Annotated in this window: 15 protein-coding genes, 1 tRNA gene and 1 pseudogene; 11 read left to right on the top strand and 6 right to left on the bottom strand. The window is 50.7% G+C overall.

The features are described from left to right. Positions 1-50 precede the first annotated feature (50 nt). The 9 genes from xerD to ACOZIO_RS20060 all read left to right on the top strand — a co-directional run bounded on the left by xerD (position 51) and on the right by ACOZIO_RS20060 (position 7234). Positions 51-962, top strand: a complete 912-nt coding sequence (gene xerD / locus ACOZIO_RS20100) for a site-specific tyrosine recombinase XerD (protein ID WP_129992071.1) — start codon at positions 51-53, stop codon at positions 960-962. A 25-nt stretch (positions 963-987) separates the two neighbouring features. Then, positions 988-1707 (top strand): bifunctional protein-disulfide isomerase/oxidoreductase DsbC, encoded by a 720-nt coding sequence (gene dsbC / locus ACOZIO_RS20095; RefSeq protein ID WP_129954897.1) that lies wholly within the window; start codon positions 988-990, stop codon positions 1705-1707. A 6-nt stretch (positions 1708-1713) separates the two neighbouring features. Further along, complete coding sequence (gene recJ / locus ACOZIO_RS20090; RefSeq protein ID WP_129954898.1) at positions 1714-3447, top strand: single-stranded-DNA-specific exonuclease RecJ; 1734 nt, start codon at positions 1714-1716, stop codon at positions 3445-3447. Between the two features lie 129 nt (positions 3448-3576). Further along, positions 3577-4675, top strand: a protein-coding gene (prfB, locus tag ACOZIO_RS20085; RefSeq protein WP_129954899.1) for a peptide chain release factor 2 whose coding sequence is annotated in 2 segments (ribosomal slippage) — positions 3577-3651 and positions 3653-4675 — 1098 coding nt in all. Because the reading frame shifts where the segments join, the coding sequence is not laid out codon by codon here. A gap of 9 nt (positions 4676-4684) precedes the next feature. Further along, entirely contained in the window at positions 4685-6214 is a 1530-nt protein-coding gene (lysS, locus tag ACOZIO_RS20080) for a lysine--tRNA ligase (protein ID WP_421595630.1), read from the top strand. A 151-nt stretch (positions 6215-6365) separates the two neighbouring features. Beyond that, positions 6366-6439: transfer RNA gene (locus ACOZIO_RS20075), tRNA-Gly, on the top strand. Positions 6440-6740: 301 nt separating this feature from the next. Then, positions 6741-6914 (top strand): hypothetical protein, encoded by a 174-nt coding sequence (locus ACOZIO_RS20070; RefSeq protein ID WP_421595629.1) that lies wholly within the window; start codon positions 6741-6743, stop codon positions 6912-6914. Beyond that, positions 6865-7104, top strand: a complete 240-nt coding sequence (locus ACOZIO_RS20065) for an S-type pyocin domain-containing protein (RefSeq protein WP_421595628.1) — start codon at positions 6865-6867, stop codon at positions 7102-7104. The genes ACOZIO_RS20070 and ACOZIO_RS20065 overlap by 50 nt, the downstream gene beginning before the upstream one ends. Continuing rightward, positions 7022-7234, top strand: coding sequence for a colicin E3/pyocin S6 family cytotoxin (locus ACOZIO_RS20060; protein WP_421595627.1), 213 nt, complete (start codon positions 7022-7024; stop codon positions 7232-7234). The genes ACOZIO_RS20065 and ACOZIO_RS20060 overlap by 83 nt, the downstream gene beginning before the upstream one ends. Positions 7235-7295: 61 nt before the next feature. On the opposite strand, the gene ACOZIO_RS20055 is transcribed toward ACOZIO_RS20060, so the two are convergent. From ACOZIO_RS20055 to tssD, 3 genes are read right to left on the bottom strand one after another with little or no spacing between them, the layout of a single operon-like run. Continuing rightward, the gene (locus ACOZIO_RS20055) at positions 7296-7739 is read right to left on the bottom strand and encodes a Shiga toxin A subunit (protein ID WP_410175508.1); all 444 of its coding nucleotides are present in this window, start codon (positions 7737-7739) and stop codon (positions 7296-7298) included. 2 nt (positions 7740-7741) lie between these two features. After that, a complete protein-coding gene (locus ACOZIO_RS20050; RefSeq protein WP_421595626.1) occupies positions 7742-8107 on the bottom strand; it encodes a tlde1 domain-containing protein in 366 nt (121 codons plus the stop codon). Continuing rightward, entirely contained in the window at positions 8107-8598 is a 492-nt protein-coding gene (gene tssD, locus ACOZIO_RS20045) for a type VI secretion system tube protein TssD (RefSeq protein WP_421595625.1), read from the bottom strand. The genes ACOZIO_RS20050 and tssD overlap by 1 nt, the downstream gene beginning before the upstream one ends. Before the next feature lie 199 nt (positions 8599-8797). On the opposite strand from tssD, the pseudogene ACOZIO_RS20040 reads away from it, so the two are divergent. Next, positions 8798-8916: pseudogene (locus ACOZIO_RS20040) on the top strand (helix-turn-helix domain-containing protein); the annotation flags it as partial. Positions 8917-9032: 116 nt separating this feature from the next. On the opposite strand, the gene argG reads toward ACOZIO_RS20040, so the two are convergent. From argG to ACOZIO_RS20025, 3 genes are all read right to left on the bottom strand, one after another. Next, positions 9033-10394: an argininosuccinate synthase gene (gene argG, locus ACOZIO_RS20035; RefSeq protein ID WP_377426188.1), complete on the bottom strand. Its 1362-nt coding sequence runs from the start codon at positions 10392-10394 to the stop codon at positions 9033-9035. Between the two features lie 164 nt (positions 10395-10558). Continuing rightward, positions 10559-10900 carry an NIPSNAP family protein gene (locus ACOZIO_RS20030; protein ID WP_129954904.1) on the bottom strand — a complete coding sequence of 114 codons (342 nt, stop codon included), beginning with the start codon at positions 10898-10900 and terminating at the stop codon, positions 10559-10561. Between the two features lie 70 nt (positions 10901-10970). Next, positions 10971-11447, bottom strand: a complete 477-nt coding sequence (locus tag ACOZIO_RS20025; RefSeq protein WP_129954905.1) for an Lrp/AsnC family transcriptional regulator — start codon at positions 11445-11447, stop codon at positions 10971-10973. 133 nt (positions 11448-11580) lie between these two features. Between ACOZIO_RS20025 and ACOZIO_RS20020 the strand changes: the two genes are divergently transcribed. After that, positions 11581-11997, top strand: coding sequence for a DUF2000 domain-containing protein (locus ACOZIO_RS20020; protein ID WP_129954906.1), 417 nt, complete (start codon positions 11581-11583; stop codon positions 11995-11997). Positions 11998-12003: the final 6 nt, after the last annotated feature.

Here is a 12003-nt window from a genome sequence, read left to right as displayed (position 1 = left end):
GGATGCCAAAACAAGATAATGCGAGCCAGCGGGATGTGACACCTGAGCAGATGGCCCGGGCGGTCAACGAAGCCGATCAGAGTCTGACGGAGCAGTTTCTGGACATGCTCTGGATTGAACGCAATCTTGCTGAAAATACACTGTCATCCTATCGTCAGGATCTGAAATCTCTGCTGGGCTGGCTGCATCATAATAATACGGATCTGCTGCATGTCAGCCCCGAAGATCTGCAGTTGTTTCTGTCTGAGAGGATCGAAGGGGGATATAAAGCCACCAGCTCAGCGCGGTTGCTCAGCGCGATGCGTCGCCTCTTTCAGTACATGAACCGCGAATCCGTGCGTCAGGATGATCCGACCGCGTTGCTGTCTTCGCCAAAATTACCGCAACGCCTGCCGAAAGACCTCAGCGAAGCGCAGGTTGACGCCTTACTGTCTTCACCGAGTGTCGATGTGCCTCTTGAACTGCGCGACAAAGCTATGCTGGAACTGCTTTATGCCACCGGTTTGCGAGTTTCCGAACTGGTCGGGCTGACGCTCAGTGATCTGAGCCTGAGGCAGGGAGTGGTAAGGGTTATCGGTAAAGGCAATAAAGAACGGCTGGTGCCGATGGGCGAAGAAGCCGTGTACTGGATTGAAAACTATTTCGAGCATGGCAGGCCGTGGCTGCTGAACGGGCAATCGCTGGATATCGTGTTCCCCAGCAACCGGGCGCAGCAAATGACACGCCAGACATTCTGGCATCGCATCAAACACTATGCGATCCTTGCGGGCATTGATGCAGAGCGGCTGTCTCCCCACGTTCTGCGCCACGCTTTCGCCACCCACTTATTGAATCACGGCGCAGATCTGCGCGTGGTGCAAATGTTGTTAGGTCACAGCGACTTATCGACCACACAAATCTATACCCATGTAGCGACTGAACGACTCAAACAGCTACATCAACAACATCATCCCCGTGCGTAACAGGCCGGAGAAAAAGGACGACATGATGAAAAAAGGTTTAATGCTGCTGACGCTTATGGCTGCGTGTATGAGTTCCGCCGTCCATGCTGACGAAGCAGCCATCAAAGCCACGCTGGGCAAACTGGGCATGAGCCATGCCGAAATCCAGCCTTCGCCGGTAACCGGCCTGAGCGCGGTCTCTTCCGACAGCGGCACCCTTTACATTACCGACGACGGAAAACACGTTTTGCAGGGGCCGCTGTATGACGTCAGCGGCAGTCATCCGGTTAACGTCACCAACAAAGCGCTGGTGAAGAAGATGGATGCATTACAAAACGAGATGATCATTTACAAAGCCAAAAACGAAAAGCATGTGATCACGGTATTTACCGACATCACCTGTGGCTATTGTCACAAGCTGCATCAGCAGATGCAGGACTATAACGATCTTGGTATAACCGTGCGTTATCTGGCCTTCCCGCGTCAGGGATTGAATTCTAAAACCGAGAAAGACATGCAGTCGGTCTGGTGTACAGGCAACCGCAAAACCAGTTTTGATGCGGCAATGCGTGGCGATGATGTTACGCCGGCAACCTGTCAATCCAGTGATATTGCGAAACACTTTGAGCTGGGCGTCCAGTTCGGAGTGACAGGCACTCCGGCCATTGTGCTGGAAGACGGTACTTTGATCCCTGGCTATCAGCCGCCAAAAGAAATGGCTGCCATGCTCGACCAGCAGGATCCTTCACATAAAACCGGTGGTTGATTTTTCGTGACCTTGCAGACCCAACTTCGCCGTCGGGAGGCGGCGGCTGGCGTGGATCTTCCCGCCGAACTCTCCCCGCTTTTACGCCGCCTGTATCTCGCCCGCGGTGTGACACAAAGCCAGGAGCTTGAGCGCAGCGTACGTGGCATGCTGCCTTATCAGCAACTTGATGGTATTGATACCGCCGTTGCCTTACTGCAAAAAGCACTGGCTGAACGTCTGCGCATAATTATCGTTGGCGACTTTGATGCTGATGGCGCAACCAGTACTGCGCTCACATTGCTCTCGTTGCGCAGTATGGGCTGTGGGAACCTGGATTATCTGGTGCCGAACCGTTTTGAAGATGGCTATGGTCTCAGCCCGGAAGTGGTCGAACAGGCGGCGTCACGCGGTGCAGAGTTGATCCTCACCGTTGATAACGGCATTTCTTCCCACGCGGGTGTGGCGCTTGCCCATGAAAAAGGCATCCAGGTGCTGGTCACCGATCACCACTTGCCGGGCGAAACATTGCCGGATGCCGAAGCGATCATTAACCCGAATCTGGTCGGCTGCGAGTTTCCGTCCAAATCGCTGGCGGGTGTTGGCGTGGCATTTTATCTGATGCTGGCGTTGCGCAGTGCATTACGCGAGAGCGGCTGGTTTGAACAACACGGCCTGGCTATCCCGAATCTGGCGGAACATCTGGATCTGGTGGCGCTTGGCACCGTGGCTGACGTCGTGCCGCTCGATGCCAACAACCGCATCATGGTGTATCAGGGGCTGAACCGTATTCGTGCCGGAAAATGCCGGGCGGGGATCCGTGCTCTGCTGGAAGTGGCCGGGCGCGAAGCCCGTACGCTGTGCGCCAGTGATTTAGGTTTTGCGCTCGGGCCACGGCTGAATGCCGCCGGACGTCTTGATGATATGTCGGTTGGTGTGGCGCTTTTACTCAGCGAAGACATCGGGCAGGCGCGTGCGCTGGCCAGTGATCTGGATGCGCTGAACCAGACCCGCCGTGAGATAGAGCAGGGCATGCAGGTCGAAGCACTGGCGCTGTGTGACAAACTGGAACGCAGCACCGACGCGCTGCCGTTCGGGCTGGCGATGTATCACCCCGAATGGCATCAGGGTGTGGTTGGCATTCTGGCATCACGCCTGAAAGAGCGCTTTAACCGTCCGGTGATAGCCTTTGCACCAGCGGGTGAAGGCATTCTCAAAGGCTCCGGCCGTTCTATCGCCGGTTTGCATATGCGTGATGCGCTGGAGCGTCTCGATACACTCAATCCCGGACTGATGATGAAATTTGGCGGCCATGCGATGGCGGCTGGCTTATCGCTTGAAGAGAGCAAGTTCGATGAATTTCGCGATAAATTCGCTGAACTGGTGGGCGAATGGCTGGATCCCGCTCATCTTGAAGGTGTGATCTGGTCGGATGGGGAACTGACTGCCCGCGAGCTGACCCTTGATACAGCTGAAATGCTGCGCGATGGCGGCCCGTGGGGACAGGCGTTCCCGGAACCAACCTTTGACGGCAGGTTCCGCATCCTGCAACAGAAACTGCTGAAGGAGCGTCATCTCAAGCTGATGATTGAACCTGTCGGCGGTGGTCCGCTTCTTGACGGCATTGCCTTTAATATCGATCCGACTTTCTGGCCGGACAGCAGTATCCGTGAAGTGCAGTTGGCCTACCGGCTGGATATCAATGAATTCCGTGGAAATCGCAACGTTCAGTTGATTATCGAACATTTATGGCCGAAATAAGCGATTTACGCCGGCAATAAACCCTGCAAAAAAACGGCTCCTTGCTATAAAAAGACCGCTAATTCCGTTAGAATCTGCGGTTCGAATGGCATTGGGCCAACTCCGAATCTAACGTAAGACGCGAAAATCATGTTTGAAATTAATCCGGTTAAAAACCGCATTCAGGACCTGTCCGATCGGACAGTGGTTCTTCGGGGGTATCTTTGACTATGATGCCAAGAAAGAACGCCTCGAAGAAGTAAACGCCGAGCTGGAACAGCCGGACGTATGGAACGAGCCAGAACGTGCGCAGGCGCTGGGCAAAGAGCGTTCCTCTCTGGAAGCTATCGTTGAAACCATCGATGAGTTGTTGCAGGGCGCAGAAGATGTCACCGGCCTGCTGGAACTGGCTGTAGAAGCCGACGATGAAGACACCTTCAATGAGACGGTTGCTGAACTCGATGTACTGACCGCCAAACTGGAACAGCTTGAATTCCGCCGCATGTTCTCCGGTGAATACGACAGTGCGAGCTGCTACCTCGATATCCAGGCTGGTTCCGGTGGTACGGAAGCACAGGACTGGGCGAGCATGTTGCTGCGCATGTATTTGCGTTGGGCGGAAGCCAAAGGTTTCAAAACTGAAGTTATCGAAGAATCGGATGGTGAAGTGGCAGGGCTTAAATCTGCGACCATCAAGATCATCGGCGATTATGCGTTTGGCTGGCTGCGTACCGAAACCGGCGTCCATCGCCTGGTGCGTAAGAGCCCGTTTGATTCCGGCGGTCGTCGCCATACCTCGTTCAGTTCCGCGTTTGTGTATCCGGAAGTGGATGACGATATCGAAATCGAAATTAACCCTGCCGACCTGCGTATCGACGTATACCGCGCGTCAGGTGCGGGTGGTCAGCACGTCAACAAAACGGAATCTGCGGTACGTATTACCCACCTTCCGACCAACATTGTGACCCAATGTCAGAACGACCGCTCCCAGCATAAAAACAAAGATCAGGCCATGAAGCAGATGCGTGCGAAGCTTTATGAGTATGAGATGCAAAAGAAAAATGCGGACAAACAGCAGCTGGAAGACAACAAGTCTGACATCGGCTGGGGCAGCCAGATTCGTTCTTACGTGCTGGACGATTCCCGTATCAAAGATTTACGCACGGGTGTTGAAACGCGAAATACGCAGGCCGTACTGGATGGCGACCTGGATAAATTCATTGAGGCAAGTTTGAAAGCCGGGTTATGAGGAACCAAAATGTCTGAGCAACAACCAGCAGCGCAAAGTGCAGAAAATGTACCAGATCTTAACAACGAGCTGAAATCTCGTCGTGAGAAGCTGGCTTTACTGCGCGAATCCGGTATCGCTTTCCCTAACGATTTCCGTCGTGACAGCATCTCTGATGAATTGCATGCGAAATATGGCGAAAAGACCAACGAAGAACTGGAAGCATTAAACATCGAAGTCACCGTGGGTGGCCGTATGATGACCCGCCGTATCATGGGCAAGGCGTCTTTTGTCACCCTGCAGGATGTCGGCGGCCGTATCCAGCTTTACGTGGCTCGTGATGATCTCGCTGAAGGTATCTATAACGAGCAATTCAAAAAATGGGATCTGGGCGATATTCTGGGTGCGACCGGTAAGCTGTTCAAAACCAAGACCGGCGAGCTGTCGATCCATTGTTCTGAACTGCGTCTGCTGACCAAAGCGCTGCGTCCGTTGCCGGATAAATTCCACGGCTTGCAGGATCAGGAAGCGCGTTACCGTCAGCGTTATCTCGACCTGATCGCTAACGAAGATTCCCGTAAAACCTTCAAGATCCGTTCTCAGATCATGTCGGGCATCCGCAGCTTCATGGTGGAAAACGGCTTCATGGAAGTCGAAACCCCGATGATGCAGGTGATCCCTGGCGGTGCGGCGGCGCGTCCGTTCATCACTCACCATAATGCGCTTGATATCGACATGTACCTGCGTATCGCGCCGGAACTGTATCTGAAACGTCTGGTTGTTGGCGGCTTCGATCGCGTATTCGAAATCAACCGTAACTTCCGTAACGAAGGCGTTTCTCCGCGTCACAACCCAGAGTTCACCATGATGGAACTCTACATGGCGTACGCGGATTACAAAGACCTGATCGTTCTGACCGAATCCCTGTTCCGCACCCTGACTGAGTCCGTTCTGGGCAGCAGTGTGGTGCGGTACGGCGAGCAGACTTTCGATTTCGGCAAGCCGTTCGCCAAACTGACCATGCGTGAAGCGATCTGCAAATACCGTCCGGAAACTGACGTTGCGGATCTCGACGATCTGGCAAAAGCGACCGCTATTGCAGAATCACTCGGTATCAAAATCGAGAAGAGCTGGGGCCTGGGCCGTATCGTGACCGAGATCTTCGAAGAAACTGCCGAAGCACAGCTGATCCAGCCAACGTTCATTACGGAATATCCGGCAGAAGTTTCTCCGCTGGCGCGCCGTAATGATGTGAACCCTGAAATCACTGACCGTTTCGAATTCTTCATCGGTGGGCGTGAAATCGGTAACGGCTTCTCCGAGCTGAACGATGCAGAAGACCAGGCACAGCGCTTTGCTGATCAGGTTTCTGCGAAAGATGCAGGCGATGACGAAGCGATGTTCTATGACGAAGACTACGTGACAGCGCTGGAACACGGCCTGCCACCGACTGCCGGTCTGGGCATTGGTATTGACCGTATGGTGATGCTGTTCACTAACAGCCACACCATCCGCGACGTTATCCTGTTCCCGGCGATGCGTCCGCAGACTCAGAAATAAGTTTTCTTCAGAAACTACAAAAGGGCGCTCCGGCGCCTTTTTTCATGCTGCAGATCACGACAAATGCTAACTGCTTAAAACTCCAGCGCTTATCCGCAATCACGTCTTGCTCCGCCGTCGTAACCGGTTATAATGCCAGTCGCACACCTAGGCGGGTGTAGTTCAATGGTAGAACGAGAGCTTCCCAAGCTCTATACGAGGGTTCGATTCCCTTCACCCGCTCCAAAGATTTTCTTCTCAAAAATCACTCAAGATCCCATAAAAATCCACCACCTGGCTCTGCTTATTCGTTTCCCTCTGACGACGCTTTCGCACATCTAAAATTTTTTATAATAAAAAACGATTAAAATCATATGGATATACGCAGTTAGGGATTTGCGCTACCGACCTACGATTAATAACTCCGAACGATAAATACGGCGTAAACACGATGAAAAAATCCCAAATTATTAAACGCTTGAAGTCCATTGGCTAAAATAATTTGTCTTAAGTTTTTCTGGGGGATAAAACCACATACGGGGCGGTTTTGTCTGCGTCGTCGACGTGGTTCGAAGGTACGCGGGCATTAGCATTAACGGGGGATTTTGCCTCCTGCAGTAAGTGTGGCGGGACATATCAGATAGCGGGTACCGTCGATGATATGTCGGAGGATGGTAAAGCATTTGTCGCGACTGGTGGCGTATCATATTGGCGCTGTTAGCGGTCTGGATCAGGTGCGTGTGCGTTCGATGTGGAAAGACTCGCAAGCGGGGAACTATGAGTTTTGGGAAGAGGGTGCAGATAAACCCATGATTATCTGGAAGCCGGATGAACTGGAGTTTAAAGCGCCAGCCAATACCGGCAATCGCAATCAACCCTATTTGCCGACCACCATTACCCGCATTCCCTGATGCCCAAAAGGCGAAGAAAAAAACGCCGGTGAAAGGAGGTGGAGCCCTTCGTTCTCGCTGGAAAGATAATAGCGGGAAGATTTATGAATGGGATTCACAGCACGGTACTGTTGTGATGTATAACAAATGACGGTCAAAATTGAAGGACTGATAAATAGCTTAGGTACAGGGTAAATCCTGACCTTCACCGGTCAGAACTCGCGGGAAAGTGTCAAATAGCCGTTAAAACGTACTGTACATTCATCGGAGTTCATGATGCTGGTGGCGATAAAAACATCTCGTTTCTTGTCTGTGTTCAGGTATGTATATTTTGCCGTTATCGTTCGGGCACCATTTTCATAATTAGTCATGACGTATTCACTTTCCGGCAAAAGGGCTTTGCCAGACTGATTCTTGTCATATTGATAATCAATGTGTCCTAACTGTTCGGCGTATGGCTTACCAACAGGGTAAATACCCAGTTGTTCAATCTTTGTTTTGTCGCGTTGAATGCTGTTTGCGTCAATTTTCAGATCATGAGTGACGGCCGAAAATAATGCATTTTCCATCATACTGCCCACAGAAGCACAATTATAATCAGACGCTTGTGCCAGTAACGGGAATGTGAGTAAAAGCAAGAGGGCGTTATTCATCAGGATTACTCCACAATCAACGTATGATCACCACTGGCCGCGATGTCTTTACGTTCTTTAATTGTCGCAATGATACAGCCGTCCGACGCTTCGCCGGGATGCTTTGAACTACCGCCATGAATGAGAAAACCATCACGTCCGCACATATGATTAGATGCAGACGGCGTGAGGCGCATTGTCCAGGCTTTCGTTTTGTGATGATAAAAGGGTTCGCTGATATTATACGTTCCACGCGGTAAGGGTCCTTTTCCTTGAACGCATTCATAAGCCGTATTGTTTTTATAGCCTGGTCGGCCTGAATACATGGCGTTAAATTTGAATGTTCCGTTCAGATAAAAAGCATTATCGTTAACTTTATACACCCAAGCCATTATGCAATCCTCGCTTCATTCCATGAGTCGGAGTGGATAATATTTCCGTCGATGTAGTGCCAAGTGATTTTTTCATAGCTGAGATACAGTGCTTCAAGGTGGTTATGCTTCTCGAACTTTGGATCCTTAATATCGAACATAAATGGTTCGATCTCGTTAATGCGCACGTTTTCTAACGTTGTCCTGAAGTATTCGACCTCCTGCCCATTCTCATTGATCTGGTAGAACTTCAGTTCGGCTTTTTGGAAACGTTGCCCTGTTGTCACGCCCTGATAGAGATAGGGTGAAGAGCTGTCTAATTCTTTAATTATCGCGTAGTCCCCATGTATCCGTTTAGACGTGATCTTTCCGGTGCGGTCGTCGGTCGGTAATTCAATCGCATGCATAAATTCAACGATCTCAATGCTTCCTTCCCGTCCGTTGATATCTACAGAGCCTTTGACAAGGTTCCCTGCATCATTGGTAAGCCATAAATAAACAGGTATAGCCATATTTAATACTCCTTTTTGATTAAATATTGGCTGAGGTTACACCTAATTTGGCTTTGTGGGTTGATTAATATCAAAAAATCAAAACGGTCAAAGCCAAAGATAGAGAAACTAATCTTTGTTCGTCGTTTTACGGGGGAATGCTTAGTGGTGAACACCAAAACTGCTTTCTAGCCTGATGAGCCTTTTCGTGGAATCCACTCAAAAAGGGGAAATACTGATTGGTCAGGCGATTGGCGTTCATCCGCGGTTATCTGGCCGAGCCGTTATTATGACCCGAAAACACATCAGTTATTAGAACGCCGTACACGCAGTAAGTAGCTGCATGTCTTTGTCCCGACAGGGCATCCAAAAAAGGGGGAAAGACGCGGGTATTTGGGAGTAGAAAGCAGGTTCAGGGAGTTACCTAAACCTGCTTCTTTTTATGCTAACAACAATTACTTATTCTTCACCTGTAATCCGCGCGGCAGATTATTGTTATCCACCTGGGGTAAACCGGTAGAGGCGGAAGAGGTCAGTAATCCTGTCTCAACATAGTTTTGCAGCTTCTCGCGGGTATCAGTGATATCCAGATTACGCATGGTCAGCTGACCAATACGGTCATCAGGTGAGAACACTGAATCACCTTTCTCCATGGTCAGGCGTTCTGGTTTGTAAGTCAGGTTATCAGAGACTGTATTCATGATGGTGTAGTCATTGCCGCGACGCAGTTCCAGCGTCACTTCACCGGTGATTTCGCTGGCGACCCAACGCTGTGCGGAGTCACGCAACATCAGCGCCTGTGGATCGAACCAGCGGCCCTGATACAGCAAACGACCCAGCACGCGGCCATTCGCATGATATTGCTCGATGGTGTCTTCGTTATGAATACCGGTCAGCAGACGCTCGTAAGCGATGTGCAGCAGTGCCATCCCCGGGGCTTCGTAGATACCACGACTTTTGGCTTCGATGATACGGTTTTCAATCTGATCGCTCATCCCTAAACCATGGCGGCCACCGATGCGGTTGGCTTCCATCATCAGCTCAACGCTGTCATCAAAGGTTATGCCATTGAGCGCAACAGGATAACCACGCTCGAAACGAACAGTCACCTCTTCAGCTTTCACGACTACATTCTCGTCCCAGAATTTTACGCCCATGATCGGGTTAACGATTTTGACGCCGGAATCGAGGAATTCCAGATCCTTGGCTTCGTGCGTTGCGCCCAGCATATTGGAGTCAGTAGAGTAGGCTTTCTCGGTCGACATTTTGTAATCGAAACCGGACTGAATCATGAATTCAGACATCTCATGACGGCCACCGAGTTCATCAATAAAGTCGGTATCCAGCCACGGTTTATAAATTTTCAGTTCAGCATTGGTCAGCAGGCCGTAACGATAGAAGCGCTCAATGTCGTTACCTTTATACGTGCTGCCGTCACCCCAGATATTGACGCCATCTTCTTTCATCGCAGCCACCAGCATGGTACCGGTAACGGCACGGCCCAGCGGTGTGGTGTTGAAGTAGGTGACACCTGCGGTGGTGTTGTGGAATGCACCACATTGAATGGCGGCAATCCCTTCTGCAACCAGCTGCTTACGGCAGTCAATCAGACGGGCTTTCTCTGCACCGTATTCCAGCGCTTTACGTGGGATAGCATCGTAATCGTCTTCATCAGGCTGACCCAGATTAGCTGTGTAGGCATAAGGGATGGCCCCTTTTTTCTGCATCCACAGCAGGGCTGCACTGGTGTCCAAACCGCCGGAGAATGCAATCCCCACACGCTGATTAATCGGAAGGTGCTTGAGAATAGTTGTCATCGTTAGATCCTGTATGAATGGGGTCTGTCTGCTTAAGGTTTCAATGCCTATATTGATATCGCAAAACCGGCGTCGGGTAAAAGGGATTTTGCATATTTATGTAAATTTTATCGCATAACTATCTAGTTGTCATGCCCTCAAAGCGGCATTTGATTCAAAATTATTCACTGTACGCGCAAGCCCTCGACACTCTGCAGGGGCAAAATCAGTATCGTTTTCAGGCTGTTTTCAATGCAACCGATAATCTCTTCACGCGGGCCGAGGCGCCAGTCATCGCCTGCATAAAACTCTTCCAGGATCTTATCCATACTTTCGATACTCTCAAATGCACGGATCAGGTAATAGCAGTCCGGATTATGCAACGAATTACCGAATGACACGACATCGATTGCGCAGCGGCGATGCAGGGGAACGCTGATTTCACTCATGATGCGATGAAACGCGGCTCCCATACCCGGTTGTAAGGTGTATTGCAGAATCTCTACGGTTCTTGTATCAGCACTCATTATCTCATCCCTGTTGAAAACTTGAGGTTTCAGCATACGCGAAAATGATGGGTTTTTTGTCGCATCGTCCTTAAATTCCCTCCAGCGGCAGTACATCCAGCGGTTTGATTTCCCTGAGCACAAACGAAGTTTGCATCTCCTTGATGCCGGGTAAGCGGCGTACCACTTCCATCGCGAAACTGGAAAAACTGTCGAGATCTTTCGCCACCACCTGCAACAGAAAATCTGCGTCTCCGGCAATGGCATAACAGGCTATTACCGAAGGTAGTGCGCCAACCTGTAACTCGAAACGTTGTGCATCTTCCTCGCTGTGACTGTCGATTTTCACCCGGATAAAGGCCAGCAACCCCAGCCCGATTTTTTTCCGGTCGATATTCGCCTGATAGCCGGTGATCACGCCGCTGTCTTCCAGCTGTTTCATGCGCCGCCAGCAGGGTGATGCCGCCATGCCCACTTTTTCGGCCAGCTCCTGATTGGTCATTCTGCCCGAACCCTGAAGCTGTTTAAGAATGCGAAGGTCTGCCGGTGAAATTTCAGATATGGACATAATCTGCCTTTTAAATGTGATTTTTAGAAAGAGATAACCAAATTAGGGCATTTTACCGCGCAAAAAGAAAGCACCTTTCCGCAGCTTAACGCTATCATTTTTGTCATCAATAATGATGAAAAGGGCGGACAAAATGGCAAATAACCTGCGGGTGGCAATTATCCTCAATCCTGAACTCCCGCCGGGATTACTGGCAAATACAGCAGGTGTGATTGGTATCGGATTAGCAGCAAAATTCCCGATGCTGGCAGGCACTTCTCTGAGCGATGTGAAGGGCGTCACGACCGATACTATCTCTAAAACTCCGTTGCCCATTTTGCAGGCCACGCCCGATCACATTAAGGCGCTGATGTTTAAAGCACTGGATGCCGGAGGCGAGCACGGCGTGGTGCCGTTCCCGGCATTTGCCCGCACTATGCATCAGTTCGAACAGTACGAAACCGCTTTTCCGCTGCGGGATTTATACGATGAAGTTATAGATGGCGTCGGGCTGGTGGGGCCGGAAAAATGGATTAAATCGCTGACCGGTAATCTGAAGTTATTGCGCTAACGTATT

Source organism: Rahnella sp. PD4, assembly GCF_049199325.1.
In the GTDB taxonomy this organism is placed as follows: Bacteria; Pseudomonadota; Gammaproteobacteria; order Enterobacterales; family Enterobacteriaceae; genus Rahnella; species Rahnella perminowiae.
This window is presented reverse-complemented; position numbering and strand designations above follow the sequence as displayed.